This window comes from Nonomuraea sp. B5E05, from assembly GCF_039880665.1.
Lineage (GTDB): Bacteria > Actinomycetota > Actinomycetes > Streptosporangiales > Streptosporangiaceae > Nonomuraea.
The window spans coordinates 320,345-338,933 of record NZ_JBDPMJ010000007.1; the positions used below are offsets into that span (position 1 = coordinate 320,345).

Below are 18,589 nucleotides of genomic sequence, written 5' to 3' on the forward strand. Positions count from 1 at the left end.
GGTACTAGCCCTCGGGACCGGCCCCGTACCGGAAGTCCAGCCCCTCGAACGCGCCCGACGTACGCCAGCGGTCGATGTAGCCGAAGTACGCCATGGCCCCGTGCGGATAGCCGGCGTTGAGCCGGCTGCGCAGGCGGAGGTCCTGGCCCTCATTGTTGTAGTAGCCGGGCGTGCAGTCGGGGGAGCCGAGGATCCCGCCGCCGCCCGACAGCAGCAGCTCGATCCAGGCGTCCTCGGCCTCCTTGGTGACCTCGACCTCGCCGTGACCGTGGTCGAGGGCGTGCCGGATGGTGAGCGCGATGGTCCTGCCCGCCTCCATGAGGTTGTGCGGGATGTTGGAGATGAGGTTCGCGCCCTGCGTCGGCTGGACGAGGAAGACGTTGGGGAAGCCGTGCACGTGGATGCCGTGCAGCGTGCGCATGCCCTCCGCCCAGCGGTCCGACAGCCTGACCCCGTCGCGTCCCGTCACCTCGTAGCCCGCGCGGCGGGTGTAGTCGGTGCCCACCTCGAAGCCGGAGGCGTAGATGACGCAGTCGACTTCGTACTCCCTGCCCGCGGCCACGACCCCCTTCTCGGTGATGCGTTCCACGCCCTTGCCGTCGGTGTCGACGAGGTGGGTGCCGGGGACGTTGAAGGCCTGCAGGTATTCGTCGTGAAAGCAGGGACGCTTGCAGAGCTGGCGGTACCACGCCTTGAGCTTCTGCGCGGTCTCCCTGTCGGTGACGACGGAGTCGACGCGGGCGCGGATCTCCTCCATCTTCTCGAAGTCGGAGTCCTCGAACGCGGCCAGCATGTGCTCCGTCGTACGCTTCGCCGGCGGGAGCGCCTGGATGCGGGAGCGCACGCGGCGGGCGAGATCGGTCCAGCCGTCCATGACCAGGTCCTCGTCGGCCTGCGCGCCGGTCTGGTTGGCGGTGAAGTTCTCCAGCCAGCGCCGCTGCCATCCGGGGGTCGCGACCCGGGCGAACCACTCGGGGTCGGTCGGCCGGTTGTCCCGCACGTCGACCGATGAGGGCGTGCGCTGGAAGACGTACAGCTCCGCGCAGGCCCGCGCCAGGTGCGGCACGCACTGTACGGCCGTCGCGCCGGTGCCGATCACGGCTACGCGCTTGCCGGCCAGCCGGTCCAGGGGCGCCCCCGACGGGTCGCCGCCGGTGTAGGCGTAGTCCCAGCGGCTCGTGTGGAACGCGTGCCCGCGGAACGTCTGGATGCCCGGGATGCCGGGGAGTTTGGGCACGTGCAGCGGCCCGATGCCCATGGTGACGAACCGGGCGGTGAAGTGGTCGCCCCGGTTCGTGCTGATGCGCCAGCGGGAGCGGGCCGCCTCCCATTCGAGGCTCTTGACCTCGGTGTGGAGGAGGGCGTTGTCGTACAGGCCGAAGTGTTTGCCGATGCGGCGGCAGTGTTCGAGGATCTCGGGCGCGTGCGCGTACTTCTCCGTCGGCATGTGCCCGGTCTCCTCGAGCAGCGGCATGTACACGTACGAGGCCGTGTCGCACTGCGCGCCCGGGTAGCGGTTCCAGTACCACGTGCCGCCGAAGTCGCCGCCCTTCTCGACGACGCGCACGTCCTCGACTCCGGCCTCCTTCAACCGCGCGCCGGTGACGAGCCCGGCGAAGCCGCCGCCGATGACGGCGACCGTCACGTGATCGGTCTTCGGCGGGCGTTCGGTGACCGGGGTGTAGGGGTCGTCGAGGTAGTGCGCGAAGCGGCCGGTGAGGCGGAGGTACTGGTCGTTGCCGTCCGGACGCAGCCGCTTGTCACGCTCTTCCCGATATTTCAGGCGAAGCGCCTCTTTGTCGATGATCGGGCGGTTGGTCATGCATCCTCCGCGACGAGTGGTCAGGACGCTGGGTCACCAATTCCAGAATGACATTCGGAAAAACCCTCCGGCAAGCCGAGTTCCCGATCGCGCTCAGGCGTCCCGCTGCGTTACGAAGGTTCCCTTAGACGACCACTCGCCGCGCGATTCGCGAGCTGAGCGAGCGCGGACTGGTCCGAGCCGTGCACGGCCTTCCTTGCACCCGCAGGCGTGTGTAGCCGGGGCGCCCGCAGGAGTCCCGGCCCCCGCTCGGTGACCGGAACACCCACTATTGTGGGGGCCCCGGCTCACGAGGAAGCGGATTCATGTTGGCTCATCGCGCACTGGTCATCGCCATGCTGCCCGCGATCGGTCTCCGCGTGCTCACCCTGCTCGGGTTCCCGCCGGCCCTGCTCTTCTACGGCGACTCGTTCGCGTTCCTGAGCGAGGAGCTGGCGCCGGGCACCACACGGCCGTCCGGATATTCGCTGCTCCTGGCGCTGCTTCGCCCCGCACACAGCCTGACCCTGGTGACGGTCCTGCAACACCTGCTGGTGCTGGGGCTCGCCGTGGCGGTCTACGCGCTGCTGCGGCGGCGCGGCCTGCCGGGCTGGGGGGCCGCGCTGCTGGTCACGCCGCTGCTGTACGACGAGTTCATGCTGCTCCTCGAGCACATGATCATGGCGGACGCGATCTTCATCGTGCTGGTCACCGCCGCGGTCGTGCTCATCGTCTGGCGCGTCAGCCCGGCCACGGCAGCCGTCGGCGGGCTGCTGCTCGGCCTGGCCGGCATCACCAGGACCGTCGGGCTGCCGCTGCTCATCCTGGTCGCCGCCTACCTGCTGATCCGCCGGTACGGCTGGCGCCCGCTGGTGGCGCTGCTGGTCGCCGGCGCGATCCCGCTGGGCGCGTACGCGACGTGGACGAAGGTGGAGAAGGGCAAGTTCGGGCTGACCGAGGCCGACGGCAACTTCCTGTGGTCGCGGACCATGAGCTTCGCCGACTGCGGCGTGATCAAGCCTCCCGAGCGGCTGGCCGTGCTCTGCCCCAATATGCCGGTGGAGCAGCGGCCCTACCCGCCGCACTGGCTCTGGGAGGACTTCTCGCCGCTGCTCAAGGTGCCGGGCAAGGCCAACCGCAACCAGCTCGCCGGCGAGTTCGCCAGGATGGCGATCCTGGCCCAGCCCGGCGACTATCTGGCCGCGGCGGTGACCGACCTCGGGCAGTTGCTGCGCTGGGAGCGCACGGCCGTGGACGAGAAGACCCCCTACAAGCTCCCCGAGTCGGAGCGGCCGATCAACGAGTCGGTGCGCGACGTGGCGGAGTCGTACGAAGCGGGGCCGGCCGCGACCCGGGTGGTGGAACCGGTCGCGGGGTGGCTGCGCGCGTACCAGCGGTTCGGTTACGTGCCCTTCCCGCTGCTCATGCTGGCCCTCGGCGGCGCCCTGGTCGCGGCGGTGGTGCGGCGGCGGTGGGACGCGCTCCTGCCCGGGGTCGCGGCGCTCGCGCTGGTCGCCTCGCCGCCCTTCCTGGCCGCCTACGACGTCAGATATGTGATCCCGGCGATCCCCCTGGTGTGCCTGGCCGTGGGGCTGACCCTCGGCGCCCGCTCACCGTCGCGCCAGGACCCGGCCGCCGCCGAACCCGAGCCCGCCGGTCACGCTCGGGCCTGAGGCGGCCCAAGCGTAGACGTACGGGCGGGCACGGTGGCGGCGTTCAGCTTCCGGCTGAGCAGGAAGGCCCTCGGGTCCGCTAGTCGATGGGGAGGTTCTTGAAGGTGCCCAGATCCAGCAGGTCGAGGTCGGCTTTCTCGGCCTTCCCTCCCGGCACGTCGGGGAAGATCGCGTGAAGGGTGACGGACTCGTTCGGGTCGATCGCGTTGGCGTGGCTCCACCACTGCGTGCACGAGCAGAACTCGCCCTCCACGAGGGGGAAGAGCCGCTTGGTCGTGCCGGACGGGGTCAGGGTGACGTCCTGGAGGTTCCACGCCGGTCTGCCCAGCATCGAATGGAAGTCGGCGCTCGCGCCGGTGGAGCTGAGGTTCGTGAGCGTGCCTTCGAAGCGGATCTCGCCGCCCCACCGGTGGAGCGATTTGATCGTGAGGGAGAGCGGCACCCGCTCCCCTGACGCGTTCTTCATCGACGCGTCGCGTTGCGCGAGGGCGTCCGGATCACGAGGCGGGCGGGTGACCGGCGGTGTGGCATTGGCGGCGATCGGCAGGGAGCCCGCGGCGGTCACCCGGTCATCCGCGGGTGGGCCGGTTTGCGACGTCTGCCACAGTACGGCTGCCGTACCCGCCGACGCCAGCAGCACGGCGCCGATCGCCGCCGCCGGCCGGCCCCACCACCTGCGCGGCGGCCGCTCCCAACCCTGCAGGGACGGGAGCGGAGAGCCAGGCCAGAACCGGCGCGAGGATGGCCAACCGAACCGGCTCGGAGCCGACACCGGGTCCGCGTCGGGCGAGAGGTCGGAGTCTCCGAGCCTCTCGGACGACGGATCCGAGCCGCCAGGCAACCCAGACGAGAGGTCCGAGCCATCAGGAAGCCCGGACGAGGGGTCAGGGCCGTCGAGCAGGCGGGCCGACCAGGAATCGCTCACCAGGTGCGTCGCCGTGGCCGCCGTGATCGCCTCGCGGCCGAGCAGGCGGTCGAGGAGCTGCTGGGCCGTCGGCCGCCGCTCCGGCTCCTTGGCCAGCGCCTGCTCCACCAGCGGCCGCAGCCGCTCGTCCATGCCGCGCAGGTCGGGTGCGTAGTGAACCACTCTGAACAGCACCTCCGGCGCGCCGCCCGTGCCGAACGGCGCCCGCCCGGTGGCCGCGTACGCCACCACGCCGCCCCAGGCGAACACGTCGCCGGCCGCCGTGACCTGCTCGCCGGTGGCCTGCTCCGGCGACATGTACGCGGGAGTGCCCACGATCGACGCGGACCGGGTCGCGTCCGGCTCCACCAGCTGGGCGATGCCGAAGTCGATCACGCGCGGTCCCACGGAGCTGAGCAGGATGTTGGCGGGTTTGAGATCGCGGTGCACAACCCCGGCCTGGTGGATGGCGGTGAGCGCGGTCGCCACGCCCACCGCGAGCGCCTCCAGGTCGGCCCCCGTCATGGGCCCCTTCTTCTTGATCTCGCCGGCCAGGTCGGGGCCCTCGACGTAGTCGGTGACGAGGTAGGGGACGTCGCCGTCGATGCCCGCGTCCAGCACGGGCGCCGTACAGAAGCGTGCCACTTTCCGCGCCGCCTCGATCTCCCCGGTGAACCGGCGCCTGAAGTCGGCGTCGGCGCCCAGGCCGGGGCGGAGTGTCTTGAGCGCGACGAGCTTCGACTCGCGATCGCGGGCGAGGTACACGATGCCCATCCCGCCCTCCCCCAGCGGGCGAACGATGGCGTATGGGCCGATGTGCTGGGGTTCGTGACTCACAGTGGTGATTGTTCCGAGAGATCCTTGGCGACAGGTAGCAGATCGCTTGATTCCGCGAGCCCCGACCAGGGTGATGATCAAGGTGGCCGGCACGCCCACACCACTGGGACCGAAATGTCCGATTTACGAAGAAATCGAGAATTGAGCGAGACAACAAATTCGGAGCACCAGGTTCGCTGATTAGACCGTGCCATTACATCGATGATCTTGCTCATGACACCTGCTCCGACCTGCGAAGATGCCGCCCTTTTCCACCCCGTTATCGAATCGCATTCTAGGCGTGAACGATCTGACACAGCCGCATCACGATCGCCGTGACGCATGGTCAAATTTCCCTCATCCTCTGTTATGGTCCCTTCTTGCCCGAAAATAAGGGACACCCTTTACCCGAGGAGGATCATGCGGAGCGCCCGAAGGATCATCGCCATCAGCACCGTTCTGGCGGCGGCCACCGCTCCCCTGCTGGCTGTTGCGTCCCCTGCCGCCGCGCAGCCCGCGACGACGACGGTCCAGCGGAACCTGCCGCTGGACGACGTGCTTCCCATCCAGGGCCTCAACCCTCTGGCACAGCTGAAGCGCGTCAAGCAGCTGCTGAAGAGCGGCTACGTGCCGCAGGCGCTGAGCGTGACGAACGCGGCCAACCCCCAGTACGCGTCTCTCTGGGTCAAGGACGTCACCCGCAAGGTCAACGTCCTGCAGGGTCTGACGGCCATCGACCTGCAGAAGCGCATCACCGAGCAGCTGAAGCTGGGCTACGTGCCCACCATCATCAGCGGCACCGGCTCGGGCCCTGGCGCGATTTTCGCGGCGGTCTTCGAGAAGAAGGCCTCCGGTAAGGCCGAGGCCAAGGTCGACCTGACCAAGGACGCCTTCCAGAAGCTCAACGCCCAGCTCAGCGCCGCCGGCCTCGGCCTCGCCTCGGTCGACGTCTACGGCACCGTCGAGAAGCCGCTCTACGCGGCCGTCTGGGTCGCCGGCGCGGCCACCGGAGCCGTCAAGGTGAGCCTCGGCCAGACCGTGGAGGAGCGCGGCAAGGAGCTCCTGGCGATGGCCAGGCAGGGCCTGCGCCCCGTCCTCATGGCCATCGAGCCCGGCCAGCTCTACACCACTGTGTGGAGCAAGGGCCCCACGAGCGGCCTGAAGGAGAACCTGCAGCTGTCCCGCGTGACCTACACCCTGCAGAACACCAAGATGAAGGCCCTGGGCTACAAGCCTGTCGTCCTGGACACCGCGGGCAGCACCTTCGCGGCGATCTGGAGCAAGGGCTGACGACTCGCCCGTGAGGGCCCGAGGATCCCGGTGAAGCCGCGGCCCCCGTGATCCTCAGCGCGCGCCCGACGCCACCTCGCCGGAGCCCGACCTGCCGACTGCGCGTGACCGGCGTGCGGGACGAGCGGGGTGCGGCGCGCCGATCCCCCCGACGCCGCGGCGGCCATCCCCCTCTCCCGGCGATCAGGGACGTCCTTTCCTTGATCGCCGGGCGGGCCGCAGGTCAGCCGACCGCGGGACGCAGGGCCGACAGCAGGAGCGGCCACTGCCGGAGAGCGAGCTCACGGTCGGACGCGGCCCAGGCCCGTACGGCACCGGCCCGTCGAGGCCGCCGCGATGGCCGAGCGGTTCGCCGCCACCGGCCTGTCCCCCAGGTACGCCGCCCTGCTCGCCGCCCTCGACGAGGACATCCGGCGCGGCGCGGAGGACCGCGTGACCAGCACCGTTCCCGACGTGACCGGGCGCCCGCCCCGGTCGTTCGCCGAGTTCGTCGCCGAGCACAGGGCCGCGTTCACCGCCCCCGGGCACGCGGACGAGGGGGTCACAATACGCCGCTGACGCCAGTGGGCCCGGGACGGCTCCTCCAGGTCGCCGGAGAAGGCACGCGGGCCGGCGCTTCCATCGCCGGCGAAACGAAGCGAAATGTCGGTGGATGGCCGTACGCTTCACGTCGTTTAGCTGGCAGGACGAGCAGGAGGGAAGCCACGTGGGAGATTGGTTCCAGACGATCGTGGACGTCGAGGCGTCGCCCGAGGAGGCGGGCGCGCTGGCGGAGGGCGTGCTGAGCTGGCTGGTCTCGTCCGGCGTGGTCGCCGCCGAGCGCACCGACTGCGTTCTGGGCGCCGAGCTCGGCCACGCGTCGGGCCCGCGCGCCGGCGAGGTGGTGGACGCCTCCGGCTGGAGCGGGCCGTGGCAGGGCGGCCTGGCAATCAAGGTCGGACGCACCGTCTTCGACGCGGGGCAGGGCGACCCGACGGCGGTGACCTGCCCGCACTGCTCGGCGACGGTCGAGCTCATGGGCGACGACTTCACGCTCGACCACCAGGCGTGGGAGCCCTTCCGCGACGTCGTGCACGACTGGGACGAGGGGCGCGACGTCGTCATCCCCTGCCCGTCCTGCGGCCGGCCGGTCGAACCGACCGGCTGGCGGTGGGCCGACGACTATTTCGCGTTCGGCCACCTGGGCTTCACGTTCTGGGGCTGGCCGCCGCTCCGCACCGGCTTCGTCGACGGGATCACCGCCCGCCTGGCCGGCCACCGCGTCGTGTTCCTCGACGGCAAGCTGTGAAGCACTGCGGGATCACCCGAGTTCGGCCATGACGCGCCGCATGTCGGAGACGGCCTGCAGGGTGCCGCGAACGGTCCCGGTCACCTTGGAGCGTCCCGTCCTGGGCAGGTAGTCGACCTCTGTCTCGGTGATCCGCCAGCCGGCGGCGGCGGCACGCAGGACCATCTCGCACGGATAGCCGAACCGGCGGTCGGCCAGCCCGAGCGCAAGGAGCCGCTCGCGCCCGGCGGCCCGCATCGGCCCGAGGTCGTGCAGCGGGGCCCCGGTGCGGCGGCGCAGAATGCGGGCGAGGACGGCGTTGCCGAGCCGGGCATGCCAGGGCCAGACGCCCACCGTGCGCGGCCGGCGGGCGCCGAGCACCAGGTCGGCGTGGCCGCCGGTGACCGGCGCCACCACCGCGGGGAGCTGGCGAGGGTCGAGTGAGGCGTCGGCGTCCATGAAGCAGACGACGTCGGCGGTCGCGGCCAGCAGGCCGGCGTGGCAGGCGGCGCCGAAGCCGCGCCGCGGCTCGTGCACGACGTGGGCGCCGAGCTCGCGGGCGACCTCGGCCGAGCGGTCGGTCGAGCCGTTGTCGACCACGACAGGGCGATAGCCGGCGGGCATGCGTCCGAGGACCCAGCCGAGCGCGGCCTCCTCGTTCAGGCAGGGCAGGATCACATCCACTGTCATGACCGGGCGAACTCCTTCATACCGGCGTCGAAGCCGATCTCGGCACGGAAGCCGAGTTCGAGGCCGGCCCGTTCGGGTGAGGCCACGATGTGGCGGACGTCGCCCAACCGGTAGCCTCCGGTGATCTCCGGGCTTGGCCCGCCCTGCTCGGCGGCCAGCGCGTCCGCCATCTCGCCCACGGTGTGCGGGGCGCCGCTGGCGATGTTGTACGCCCTCAGCGCACCGGGCTGCGACGGGGCCATGACCGCCGCCAGGTTCGCACGGGCGACGTCGCGCACGTGCACGAAATCCCGGAGCTGGCGGCCGTCCTCGAACACCTTCGGAGCGCGGCCCGCCGCCAGCTCGGAGCGGAAGATCGCGGCCACTCCCGCGTAGGGGGTGTCGCGGGGCATGCGCGGGCCGTACACGTTGTGGTATCTGAGCGCCACGGCGCTCCCGCCCGTCTCCCTTGCCCAGTTGGCGCTCAGGTGTTCCTGGGCGAGCTTGCTGGTGGCGTAGGCGTTGCGCGGATCGGGTGCGGCGTCCTCGCCGATGGAGGCGCAGCGCACCGGCTCGCCGCACTGCGGGCAGGCCGGCTCGAACCGGCGCCGCTCCAGGTCCGGCACGGTACGCGGCCCCGGCCGGAACCGGCCGTGCCGTACGCACTCGTAGTCGCCCTCGCCGTAGATCACCATGGAGGAGGCGAGCACCAGGCGGCCGATCCCGTGCCTGGCCATGGCGGCCAGCAGGACGGCGGTGCCGTACACGTTGACCGAGGCGTAGCCGGGCAGGTCGGAGACGTCCACGCCGAGCCCCACCTTGGCGGCCTGGTGCACGACGACGTCGACGCCCGGCAGCAGCGTGTCCAGGATCGCCGCGTCACGCACGTCGGCGCCGTCGCGCAGATCCAGGCCGGCGACCTCGTGACCCGCCGCCTCCAGCGTCTCGGCCACGTGCCCGCCGATGAAACCGGCCGAGCCGGTGACCATCACTCTCACGCCGCCGACGCTAGCCCGTAACCCCGGCCGCGCCGAAGAGACGTAAGCGGTTCGTAAGGGCTCTTACGGACGGCGAACAGACGTCGCCGCCGGAGTCCGGGAGCGGCTCGGGGATGCGAGGCTGCCGCTCGTGAACCGAAGCCTGCTCCTCGCCTGCGGCACCCTCGCCGCCCTGGCGGCCGTCCTGCTCAGGATGGTCGCCGGGCCGCCCGGCCTGGGCTGGACCCTGGCGGCCTGGGCGCTTTTCGCGGCCGCCCTGTGGCTGGTCAGGCGGGTGCCGGAGCGGCGGCTCGGCGCGCTGGTCGTCGCCGGCGGGATCCTGCTGGCGGCGACCGGGCTGGCGGCCCCGCCGAGCAGCAGCACCGACTCCTTCCGGTACGCCTGGGACGGCCGGGTGCAGGCCGCGGGCATCTCCCCCTACGACCACCCGCCGGCCGACCCCGCGCTGGCCGGGTTACGCGACGACTGGCTCTTCCCGCCCGCCTGCGACGCGCCCCGCCTGTGGCCCCTGCCCGGCGACGGCTGCACCAGGATCAACCGCCCCGCCGAGCCCACGATCTACCCGCCGGTCGCGCAGGGGTACTTCCTGCTGGTCCACTGGCTCTCGCCGGAGGGCTCCCGGCACAAGGTCCTCCAGCTCGGCGGCTGGGTGATGGCCGTGCTCGCGCTGGTGGCGCTGTGCCGGACGGCGGGCGCGCGGCGGGCGGCCTACTGGGCGTGGTGTCCCGCGGTGCCGATTGAGGCCGTGAACAACGCGCACGTCGACATGCTCGGCGTGCTGCTGGTGGTGCTGGCGTTCGGCGCGGTCGGCGCGGCCGGCGCCGGACGTGCCCGCGGCACGCTGCTCGGCGCGGCCGTGGCGGCCAAGCTGCTGCCCGCTACGGCGCTGCCCGGCGCCCTGTCCGGCGTGCTGGCGAACGGCGTGGCGTGGCGGCGCCTCCTCGTCACCATGGTGCCCGCCGTGCTCGTGGTGGCGCTGTCCTACCTCCCCTACGTGCTGGCCTCGGGCACCGCCGTCCTGGGATACCTGCCTGGCTACCTCGAGGAGGAGCGCTACGACGGAGCCGGCCACGGCAACCGCTACGCCGTCCTGCGGCTGCTCCTCCCGGACTCCTGGGCCCCTTATGCCGCGATCGCGCTGCTCGTCCTGGTGGCCCTCCTCGTCCTGCGGTACGGCGACACCACCCGTCCCTGGCAGGGCGCGCTGCTGGTCAGCGGCTCGCTCCTGCTGCTGTTCACCCCCGGGTACTCCTGGTACGCGCTGCTGGTCGTCGCCCTGGTCGCCATGGACGGGCGGGGGGAATGGCTGGGCGCCGCCCTGGCGGGCGCGGTCGCCTACACCGCGGGCCCGGCCGACCCCGACAACCTCGGCGCCCCCTTCTACGCCGCCGCCGTACTGGCCGTGCTGATCGGCTGGGCCGTACGGAGGCCTCGTCCCGCGGAGGTACGCCCATGAACCTCAGCACCATCTCCGCCAAGTTCACCAGCGGACTGCGCTCCGAGCAGATGGCCGCCAAGCTGGGTATCTGGCTGGGCGTGAGCTTCACCGTCGCGTTCGTCACCGGGTTGTTCAGCCATTTCATGCAGCACCCGCCCGCCTGGCTGCTGTGGCCTTCCCGGCCGGTCAACCTCTACCGGGTCACCCAGGGGCTGCACGTCATCGGCGGGATCGCCACGGTCCCGCTGCTGCTGGCCAAGCTCTGGGCGGTCCAACCGAAGTTGTGGCAGTGGCCGCCGTTCCGCTCCGCCGGCCACGCCGTCGAACGCCTGTGCGTGCTGCTCCTGGTGGCGGGCGCGTTGTTCCAGCTCGTCACCGGGACACTGAACATCGCCTACGTCTACCCGTATCCGTTCGGCTTCCTCCAGGCGCACTACTGGACGGCGTACGTCGTCTACGGCGCGCTGCTGATCCACGTGGCCAACGAGTGGGCGAAGGTCAGGCGGAACCTGTGGACCCGCGTGGAGAGCCAGGAACGCAGACGCCTGTTGTTCACCGTCGCCGCGGCCTGCGGCCTGACCGCCCTGGTCACCGCGGGCGAGGCGGTCACCCCGCTGGCCCGGCTGGCCGTCCTGGCCCCGCGCGATCCCCGCGTCGGCCCTCAGGGCGCGCCCGTCAACAGGTCGGCGGCCGCGGCCGGCGTGGCCACCGTCCCCGACGACTACCGGCTGCTGGTCACGGGCGCCGTACGCACGCCCGCGTCGCTCGGCTACGCCGACCTGCTACGGCTGCCCCAGCACACCGTACGCCTGCCGATCGCGTGCGTGGAGGGCTGGAGCGTGGAGTGCGAGTGGACCGGCGTACGGCTGCGTGACCTGCTCCTTTCCGCCGGCGCCTCCCCGGACGCCTTCGTCGTCGTCGAGTCCCTGGAGCGGGCGGGAGGGTATCGCAGCAGCGAGATCCGCCCGCCTCACTGGAGCGATCCGCTGACGCTGCTGGCCCTGCGGATCAACGGGGAGACGCTGAGCGCCGACCACGGCTTTCCGGTGCGCCTGATCGCACCGAATCGGCCGGGCGCCCTGCAGACCAAGTGGGTCAAGGAAGTGAAGGTGACATGAAATGGGTCGGCTACGCGGCCGGCGGCGCCCTGATCGTCCTGGGACTGGCCGGGCTCGCGCTGGAGGGCGTGCTGATCGGGTGGGCTCTGTGGTTCGGCGGGGTGCTCGTCGTCCACGACGCCCTGCTCGCCCCGGGTGTGGCGGCGGCCGGCACGGTGATCGGCCGGTGGCCCCGGTCCCTGCGGACCGCCCTGATCCTGGCGGCGACCCTGGTGCTCGCCACCCTCCCCACCGTGCTGGCGCTGGGCCGTCGGGCTGACAACCCGTCGATCCTCCCGCTGTCGTACGGCGTCAACCTCGTCATCGTCCTCGCAGCCATCACCCTGCTCGCGGTGGGGGATCACCTGCTGTCGGCTTCCAGGAAGGACTGAGCACCCTGAGCCATCACCCGTTCCAGATCGTGGTCATCGCCAAGGAACCGCTGCCGGGGAAGGTCAAGACCCGCCTCACCCCGCCGTACAGCCCGGCCGAGGCCGCCGCACTCGCCCAGGCCGCGCTCCGCGACAGCGTGCGCGCCGTCGCCGCGGCGCCGGCCACCCAGCGCGTGCTCGCCCTCGACGGGCTGCCGGGCCGGTGGCTGCCCGCCGGGTTCGTGGTGATCCCGCAGCGCGGCGCCGGCCTGGACGAGCGCCTTGCGGCGGCCTTCGCCGACGCCCATCGGCTGCGGCCGGACCCCGTCGTACTGATCGGCATGGACACCCCGCAGGTCACCCCCGCGCTGCTGCGCGAGGCCGGGCAGGCTCTGGAGCAGCACGACGCGGTGTACGGCCCGGCCGCCGACGGCGGCTTCTGGCTGCTCGGCCTGCGACGGCCTGAGCCCGAGCTGCTCCTGGGGGTGCCCATGTCACATCCGGAGACCGGCAAGCTCCAGCTGGACCGGCTCGATCGCGCCGGGCTGGCCGTACACCACCTGCCCGAGCTGACCGACGTCGACACCGCGGCGGACGCCGCCGCCGTCGCCGCCGGGGCGCCCGCGTCCTGTTTCGCCGCCGCGCTGCGGGAGCTGAGCCGATGATCGGGGAACTGTACGCCGACGCCCTCGCGGGGGAGAACGCCGAGCTCGAATACGTGGACGGCACCCGCTCCACGCTGGAGACCGCCCGCTGGTTCGAGCCGATCGACGGAGACGAGGAGCTCCTGAGCCGCTGCTCCAGCCCCACGCTGGACGTCGGCTCCGGTCCCGGACGTCTCACGGCGGCGTTGACCCGGCGCGGGATCCGCGCGCTCGGCATCGACATCACACCGCGCGCCGTCGCCCTGACCCGCCGCGCCGGAGGCTTCGCGTTGCTCAGGGACGTCTTCGACGACGTTCCAGGCAGCGGCCGCTATGCGACGGCGTTGCTCGCCGACGGCAACATCGGCATCGGCGGCAACCCCGAAGTGCTGCTGCACAGGGTCAGGCAGCTCCTGCGGCCGGGCGGCACGATCGTGGCCGAGGTCGCGCCGCCAGGAACACGCAGCCGGGTGGACCGGCTCCGGCTGCGCCGTGGGCCGCTGGCCGGGGAATGGTTCGGCTGGGCGACGGTTTCCGCAAGTGACGTCCGGCGGATCGGGCTGGCCGCCGGCTTCGCGGACGCCGACTGCTGGACCGCGCACGGCCGCTGGCTGGCACGCCTGCACTAGACGCAGGTCCGGGCACCGTCAGTCGGGCGTCAGGACATGTGCATGATCTGACCCGACCGCCGGCAGCGGCGGACGACCGGCTCCAGGTAGTCGACCAGCGGACCGCCCAGCTCGGCCGGGGAGCGTACCAGGGCGATCCGGTCGAACTCCGGGTGCTCCTCCGCGGCCTGCAGGGCCGCGAACCGTTCGCGCAGGAACGCCGCCGACCGGCTCGGCGCGCTGAACAGCACGCCGACGTTCCCGGTGGCTCCGCGCGTGACGAGCCAGAGGCTCAGGTCGTCGGGGGCCGTGTCGACGCCGGTCTCCTCGGCCAGCTCGCGGGCGGCGTGCCTGCCCAGCGCGGCCAGGTCGAGGGGCTCGTCGCCCTGGGGCGGTTCCATGGAGCCGCCGGGCAGCTGCCAGCGGCCGGGCGCGACCGTGACCCGCGACATCCGCCCGACCAGCAGGCGCCCGTCGTCCGCCGGCTGCACGACGGCGACGAAGAGGGACGGCAACCACGCGGCGGAGCCCGTGACCCGGCGCAGGACGTGATGCCGGAACGTCGTGCGTACCCAGGAGATCACCAGGCTGTGGGGCCCTTCCCAGCCGAGGCTCGCGCACGCCACCACCGGACCGTCGAAGAGGCTCGGGTTGGCCAGGACCGCCTCCTCCCACAGGCGGTCCATGGCCGCCCGCTCGTCCGGCGACAGCCGGGGTGCGGCGGTCTCGACCAGGGAGAGCCGGTGGACGTCCAGGAGCTCGACGCCGGGCGAGCGCGGCAACGGTCGGGTCATACTCCATGGTCACCCTTGGTGACGACTTCATCACCGGACTTGACCTGACCTTTGTCGCCGGAGCACCCGTCGCGCCGGATAAGACGTAGGGTCCAGATCTGCACCCATTCCCGCCGTGCGCACGCCGGCCCTCGCGAGATGGACGCCGACATGACCGTCACTCCCGCACACCTGCGCGACCTCGCGAGCCGCGCCGAGGCGCTCACCGCCGAGGTCCTGGCGCTCTGCGACCGCGCCGCCCGGCCGGAGCCCGAGCCCCTCACGACCGCGCGGCAGGCCGCGAGCCTGCTGGCGCGGGGCGCGGAAGACCTCCACCGGGCGGCCGCCGACCTGGCCAGGCTTCAGGTCCAGCCGTGCGGCCTGCCGTGGGGTGTCTGCCCCGAGCACGGCAACACCCTGTCCTCCAGGGCCGGTGTCACCACGTGCCGCGTGTGCGGGCGCACCTGGGACCATGACCGGCTCGGCCGGCCGTGCGAGGAGCCGGTGACCTGGAAGGTGATCGACCGGGCCGGCACGGAGACGCGGATGTGCGACGGGCACGTCCTCGGCGCCCGCGCCGCCGCCGCAGGGGCGACCTTCGTCCGCCTCGACGAGACCGGAGCCTGATCCGCGACACGCCATTAAATTGCATGGTTCGTTATCTTGTATCGTTCGTGTTTATGGGGATACGGTGGCGGCCATGACCGCACCCAAGACGCCGACGACCGCCGATGAGCTGCGCGGGGCAGGGCTTCGGGTGACGGCGGCCCGCGTCGCGCTGCTGGAGACCGTCAGGCACGGTGACCACCTCGGCGTCGAGGCGATCGCCGCCGGGGTGCGCGAGCGCGTCGGCCACATCTCCTTGCAAGCCGTGTACGAAGCCCTTCACGCGCTCACCGCCGCGGGCCTCGTACGCCGCATCGAGCCGGCCGGCAGCGCCGCCCTGTTCGAGGGGCGGGTCGGGGACAACCACCACCACGTCGTGTGCCGGTCGTGCGGTGCCGTCGCCGACGTCGACTGCGCGGTCGGTCACGCACCCTGCCTGGCCGCGTCGGACGACCACGGTTTCTCCATCGACGAGGCCGAGGTCATCTACTGGGGCCTGTGCCCCGGCTGTTCCACCAGTCGCAGTTCCTGAGTGCCAGGAAGCCCGATATCGGAAGGAATCCATGTCCGAGAACCACGAAGCAATCGTCACTGACCCCAAAACCGAGGGCGAGGGCGGCTGCCCGGTGGCGCACGAGCGCGCGCTGCACCCGACGCAGGGCGGCGGAAACCGCCAGTGGTGGCCTGAGCGGCTCAACCTGAAGATCCTCGCCAAGAACCCTGCCGTGGCCAACCCGCTCGGCGCGGAGTTCGACTACGCCGAGGCGTTCAAGAGCCTCGACCTCGCGGCCGTGAAGCGCGACATCGCGGAGGCGCTGACCACCTCGCAGGACTGGTGGCCGGCCGACTTCGGCCACTACGGCCCGTTCATCATCCGGATGGCGTGGCACAGCGCGGGCACCTACCGGGTCAGCGACGGCCGCGGCGGCGCCGGCTCCGGCCAGCAGCGTTTCGCCCCCCTCAACAGCTGGCCGGACAACGCCAACCTCGACAAGGCCCGCCGCCTGCTGTGGCCGGTCAAGAAGAAGTACGGCAAGAACCTGTCCTGGGCCGACCTGCTGGTCCTGTCCGGCAACGTCGCCCTGGAGTCGATGGGCTTCAAGACCTTCGGCTTCGCCGGCGGCCGCGAGGACGTGTGGGAGCCGGAGGAGGACGTCTACTGGGGTCCCGAGTCCACCTGGCTCGGCGACGAGCGCTACACCGGCGACCGCGAGCTGGAGAACCCGCTCGGCGCGGTGCAGATGGGCCTCATCTACGTCAACCCGGAGGGCCCGAACGGCAACCCCGACCCGCTCGCCGCGGCCCGTGACATCCGCGAGACGTTCCGCCGCATGGCGATGAACGACGAGGAGACGGTCGCCCTGATCGCGGGCGGTCACACCTTCGGCAAGACCCACGGCGCGGGCCCGTCCGACCACGTCGGCCCCGACCCCGAGGCGGCCTCCTTCGAGGAGCAGGGCCTCGGCTGGCGCAACGCCTTCGGCACCGGCAAGGGCGCCGACACCATCACCAGCGGCCTCGAAGGCATCTGGACCGACACCCCGACCACGTGGGACAACAGCTTCTTCGAGATCCTCTTCGGCTACGAGTGGGAGCTGTTCAAGAGCCCGGCGGGCGCCAACCAGTGGCGGCCGAAGGACGGCGCCGGCGCCGGCAGCGTGCCCGACGCCCACGACCCGTCGAAGCGTCACGCCCCGACCATGTTGACCACCGACCTGTCGCTGCGGGTCGACCCGGTCTACGAGCCGATCTCGCGCCGCTTCCTGGAGAACCCCGACGCGTTCGCGGACGCGTTCGCCAGGGCGTGGTTCAAGCTGACCCACCGCGACATGGGCCCGGTCGAGCGCTACCTCGGTCCGGAGGTCCCGTCCGAGACGCTGCTGTGGCAGGACCCGCTGCCCGCCAGGACGTACGAGCTCATCGACGCGGCGGACATCGCCGAGCTCAAGGGCAAGATCCTGGCCTCGGGCCTGTCGGTGTCGCAGCTCGTGTCCACGGCGTGGGCGTCGGCCTCGTCGTTCCGCGGCAGCGACAAGCGCGGCGGCGCCAACGGCGCCCGCATCCGCCTCGAGCCGCAGAACGGGTGGGAGGTCAACGACCCCGACGAGCTGGCGCTGGTGCTGCGCTCTCTTGAGGGGGTCCAGCAGGCCTTCAACGCCGCCCAGACCGGCGGCAAGCAGGTCTCGCTGGCCGACCTGATCGTGCTCGGCGGGTGCGCGGCCGTCGAGAAGGCCGCCAAGGACGCCGGCTTCGACGTCCAGGTGCCCTTCACGCCGGGCCGCGTGGACGCCTCGCAGGAGCAGACCGACGTGGAGTCGTTCGCGGCGATGGAGGTCACCGCCGACGGCTTCCGCAACTACGTCGGGAAGGGCCACCGGCTGCCCGCCGAGTTCCTGCTGCTCGACCGGGCCAACCTGCTCACCCTGAGCGCGCCCGAGATGACCGTGCTCGTCGGCGGCCTGCGCGTCCTGGGCGCGAACCACCGGCAGTCGCCGCTCGGCGTCCTCACCGAGACACCCGGGAAGCTCACCAACGACTTCTTCGTCAATCTGCTCGACCTGGGCACGACGTGGAAGTCGACCTCGCCGGACCAGACCACGTTCGAGGGCCGCGACAGCGTCACGGGCGAGGTCAAGTGGACCGGCACCCGGGCCGACCTCGTCTTCGGCTCGAACTCCGAGCTGCGCGCGCTCGCGGAGGTCTACGCGAGCGACGACGCGAGCGAGAAGTTCGTGACCGACTTCGTCGCGGCGTGGGACAAGGTGATGAACCTGGGCCGGTTCGACCTGCGCTGATCAGACGGCGTCCAGGCCGGCCGGCGCGGGCCGGCCTGGACGTCCGCAGGCGTCCAGCACCGCCTGAAGAAGAAGGTCAGGCGTCCAGCACCGCCTGGAGGAAGTCCCGCGTGCGCTGCTGCTCCGGCTCGTTGAAGATCTGCTCCGGAGGCCCGTCCTCGACGATCTGCCCCTGGTCGAACATGAGAACCCGGTGGGAGATGTCCCTGGCGAAGTTCATCTCGTGGGTGACGCACAGCAGGGTCAGGTTGCTCGAACGCGCGATGTCACGCAGCAGGGACTGCACGCCGGAGACGAGCTCCGGGTCGAGCGCCGAGGTGACCTCGTCGAGCAGCAGCACTTCCGGCTCCATCGCGAGCGCCCGCGCGATCGCGACCCGCTGCTGCTGGCCTCCCGACAGCTGCGACGGGTGCGCGAGCGCCTTGTCGGACAGCTCCACCATCTCCAGCAGCTCGCGCGCCTTCTCCTCCGCCTTCTCGCGCGGGACGCCGAGGGCCCGCACCGGCGCCTCGGTGATGTTGCGCAGCACGTTCATGTTGGGGAACAGGTTGAACTGCTGGAACACCATGCCGATCTTCTTGCGGACCTGACGCAGGTGCTTCTCGTCGGCGGGCACGATGCGGTCGCCACGTTTCATGTGGGACAGGCACTGCCCGTCGACCTCGATGGTGCCCGAGGTGACCCGTTCGAGGGTCATCAGCAGGCGCAGGATCGTCGTCTTGCCCGACCCGCTCGGCCCGATCAGGGTGACGCGTTCGGCGGGCTTGACGTGGAAGTCGAGCTCGTTCAGGACCGTCACGTCGCCGAACCGTTTGACGACCTTGTCGAACTGGATCATC

Annotated in this window: 18 protein-coding genes; 12 read left to right on the plus strand and 6 right to left on the minus strand. The window is 71.5% G+C overall.

Annotation, left to right across the window (positions count from 1 at the left end; all coding sequences use genetic code 11):
• Positions 1–4: 4 nt before the first annotated feature.
• Entirely contained in the window at positions 5–1,822 is a 1,818-nt protein-coding gene (locus ABGB01_RS16310) for an NAD(P)/FAD-dependent oxidoreductase (protein ID WP_347774147.1), read from the minus strand.
• A 305-nt stretch (positions 1,823–2,127) separates the two neighbouring features.
• On the opposite strand from ABGB01_RS16310, the gene ABGB01_RS16315 reads away from it, so the two are divergent.
• Positions 2,128–3,474 (plus strand): hypothetical protein, encoded by a 1,347-nt coding sequence (locus tag ABGB01_RS16315; RefSeq protein WP_347774149.1) that lies wholly within the window; start codon positions 2,128–2,130, stop codon positions 3,472–3,474.
• A gap of 79 nt (positions 3,475–3,553) precedes the next feature.
• Here ABGB01_RS16315 and ABGB01_RS16320 read toward each other — a convergent pair whose 3' ends face one another.
• Entirely contained in the window at positions 3,554–5,215 is a 1,662-nt protein-coding gene (locus tag ABGB01_RS16320; RefSeq protein WP_347774151.1) for a serine/threonine-protein kinase, read from the minus strand.
• 399 nt (positions 5,216–5,614) lie between these two features.
• On the opposite strand from ABGB01_RS16320, the gene ABGB01_RS16325 reads away from it, so the two are divergent.
• The 3 genes from ABGB01_RS16325 (at position 5,615) to ABGB01_RS16335 (ending at position 7,772) form a co-directional block, all read left to right on the plus strand.
• On the plus strand, positions 5,615–6,484 hold the full coding sequence (locus ABGB01_RS16325) for a hypothetical protein (RefSeq protein ID WP_347774152.1): 870 nt from the start codon (positions 5,615–5,617) through the stop codon (positions 6,482–6,484).
• A 336-nt stretch (positions 6,485–6,820) separates the two neighbouring features.
• Entirely contained in the window at positions 6,821–7,042 is a 222-nt protein-coding gene (locus tag ABGB01_RS16330) for a hypothetical protein (RefSeq protein WP_347774153.1), read from the plus strand.
• 148 nt (positions 7,043–7,190) lie between these two features.
• Positions 7,191–7,772 (plus strand): hypothetical protein, encoded by a 582-nt coding sequence (locus tag ABGB01_RS16335; protein ID WP_347774154.1) that lies wholly within the window; start codon positions 7,191–7,193, stop codon positions 7,770–7,772.
• 12 nt (positions 7,773–7,784) lie between these two features.
• On the opposite strand, the gene ABGB01_RS16340 is transcribed toward ABGB01_RS16335, so the two are convergent.
• Positions 7,785–8,441 carry a glycosyltransferase family 2 protein gene (locus ABGB01_RS16340; protein WP_347774156.1) on the minus strand — a complete coding sequence of 219 codons (657 nt, stop codon included), beginning with the start codon at positions 8,439–8,441 and terminating at the stop codon, positions 7,785–7,787.
• Complete coding sequence (locus ABGB01_RS16345; RefSeq protein ID WP_347774157.1) at positions 8,438–9,418, minus strand: NAD-dependent epimerase/dehydratase family protein; 981 nt, start codon at positions 9,416–9,418, stop codon at positions 8,438–8,440. The genes ABGB01_RS16340 and ABGB01_RS16345 overlap by 4 nt, the downstream gene beginning before the upstream one ends.
• Before the next feature lie 130 nt (positions 9,419–9,548).
• Here ABGB01_RS16345 and ABGB01_RS16350 point away from each other — a divergent pair, with 130 nt between their 5' ends.
• The 5 genes from ABGB01_RS16350 to ABGB01_RS16370 are packed head-to-tail and all read left to right on the plus strand — an operon-like array spanning position 9,549 to position 13,597.
• Positions 9,549–10,874, plus strand: a complete 1,326-nt coding sequence (locus tag ABGB01_RS16350; protein ID WP_347774158.1) for a glycosyltransferase 87 family protein — start codon at positions 9,549–9,551, stop codon at positions 10,872–10,874.
• Positions 10,871–11,974, plus strand: a complete 1,104-nt coding sequence (locus tag ABGB01_RS16355; protein WP_347774159.1) for a molybdopterin-dependent oxidoreductase — start codon at positions 10,871–10,873, stop codon at positions 11,972–11,974. Before ABGB01_RS16350 ends, ABGB01_RS16355 begins: the two co-directional genes overlap by 4 nt.
• Positions 11,971–12,345, plus strand: coding sequence for a hypothetical protein (locus tag ABGB01_RS16360; RefSeq protein WP_347774160.1), 375 nt, complete (start codon positions 11,971–11,973; stop codon positions 12,343–12,345). Before ABGB01_RS16355 ends, ABGB01_RS16360 begins: the two co-directional genes overlap by 4 nt.
• 29 nt (positions 12,346–12,374) lie before the next feature.
• Positions 12,375–12,989, plus strand: coding sequence for a TIGR04282 family arsenosugar biosynthesis glycosyltransferase (locus ABGB01_RS16365; protein ID WP_347774161.1), 615 nt, complete (start codon positions 12,375–12,377; stop codon positions 12,987–12,989).
• Positions 12,986–13,597, plus strand: a complete 612-nt coding sequence (locus ABGB01_RS16370) for a methyltransferase domain-containing protein (protein WP_347774162.1) — start codon at positions 12,986–12,988, stop codon at positions 13,595–13,597. Before ABGB01_RS16365 ends, ABGB01_RS16370 begins: the two co-directional genes overlap by 4 nt.
• Before the next feature lie 29 nt (positions 13,598–13,626).
• Here the strand turns inward: ABGB01_RS16370 and ABGB01_RS16375 are convergent, their stop codons facing one another.
• Positions 13,627–14,370 carry an NUDIX domain-containing protein gene (locus ABGB01_RS16375; RefSeq protein ID WP_347774163.1) on the minus strand — a complete coding sequence of 248 codons (744 nt, stop codon included), beginning with the start codon at positions 14,368–14,370 and terminating at the stop codon, positions 13,627–13,629.
• A gap of 150 nt (positions 14,371–14,520) precedes the next feature.
• Between ABGB01_RS16375 and ABGB01_RS16380 the strand changes: the two genes are divergently transcribed.
• The 3 genes from ABGB01_RS16380 to katG all read left to right on the plus strand — a co-directional run bounded on the left by ABGB01_RS16380 (position 14,521) and on the right by katG (position 17,750).
• Complete coding sequence (locus tag ABGB01_RS16380) at positions 14,521–14,976, plus strand: hypothetical protein (RefSeq protein WP_347774164.1); 456 nt, start codon at positions 14,521–14,523, stop codon at positions 14,974–14,976.
• A gap of 73 nt (positions 14,977–15,049) precedes the next feature.
• Positions 15,050–15,487, plus strand: coding sequence for a Fur family transcriptional regulator (locus tag ABGB01_RS16385; protein WP_347617628.1), 438 nt, complete (start codon positions 15,050–15,052; stop codon positions 15,485–15,487).
• A gap of 31 nt (positions 15,488–15,518) precedes the next feature.
• Positions 15,519–17,750 (plus strand): catalase/peroxidase HPI, encoded by a 2,232-nt coding sequence (gene katG / locus ABGB01_RS16390; protein WP_347774165.1) that lies wholly within the window; start codon positions 15,519–15,521, stop codon positions 17,748–17,750.
• A gap of 76 nt (positions 17,751–17,826) precedes the next feature.
• Here katG and ehuA read toward each other — a convergent pair whose 3' ends face one another.
• Positions 17,827–18,588: an ectoine/hydroxyectoine ABC transporter ATP-binding protein EhuA gene (gene ehuA, locus ABGB01_RS16395; RefSeq protein WP_347774213.1), complete on the minus strand. Its 762-nt coding sequence runs from the start codon at positions 18,586–18,588 to the stop codon at positions 17,827–17,829.
• Position 18,589: the final 1 nt, after the last annotated feature.

Bases quoted from the DNA above. Each gene is read 5' to 3' on its own strand.
- ABGB01_RS16310 (WP_347774147.1), bottom strand. From the start codon at position 1,822: ATGACCAACCGCCCGATCATCGACAAAGAGGCGCTTCGCCTGAAATAT.
- ABGB01_RS16315 (WP_347774149.1), top strand. From the start codon at position 2,128: ATGTTGGCTCATCGCGCACTGGTCATCGCCATGCTGCCCGCGATCGGT.
- ABGB01_RS16325 (WP_347774152.1), top strand. From the start codon at position 5,615: ATGCGGAGCGCCCGAAGGATCATCGCCATCAGCACCGTTCTGGCGGCG.
- ABGB01_RS16330 (WP_347774153.1), top strand. From the start codon at position 6,821: ATGGCCGAGCGGTTCGCCGCCACCGGCCTGTCCCCCAGGTACGCCGCC.
- ABGB01_RS16340 (WP_347774156.1), bottom strand. From the start codon at position 8,441: ATGACAGTGGATGTGATCCTGCCCTGCCTGAACGAGGAGGCCGCGCTC.
- ABGB01_RS16355 (WP_347774159.1), top strand. From the start codon at position 10,871: ATGAACCTCAGCACCATCTCCGCCAAGTTCACCAGCGGACTGCGCTCC.
- ABGB01_RS16360 (WP_347774160.1), top strand. From the start codon at position 11,971: ATGAAATGGGTCGGCTACGCGGCCGGCGGCGCCCTGATCGTCCTGGGA.
- ABGB01_RS16370 (WP_347774162.1), top strand. From the start codon at position 12,986: ATGATCGGGGAACTGTACGCCGACGCCCTCGCGGGGGAGAACGCCGAG.
- ABGB01_RS16375 (WP_347774163.1), bottom strand. From the start codon at position 14,370: ATGACCCGACCGTTGCCGCGCTCGCCCGGCGTCGAGCTCCTGGACGTC.
- ABGB01_RS16380 (WP_347774164.1), top strand. From the start codon at position 14,521: ATGACCGTCACTCCCGCACACCTGCGCGACCTCGCGAGCCGCGCCGAG.
- ABGB01_RS16385 (WP_347617628.1), top strand. From the start codon at position 15,050: ATGACCGCACCCAAGACGCCGACGACCGCCGATGAGCTGCGCGGGGCA.
- katG (WP_347774165.1), top strand. From the start codon at position 15,519: ATGTCCGAGAACCACGAAGCAATCGTCACTGACCCCAAAACCGAGGGC.
- ehuA (WP_347774213.1), bottom strand. From the start codon at position 18,588: ATGATCCAGTTCGACAAGGTCGTCAAACGGTTCGGCGACGTGACGGTC.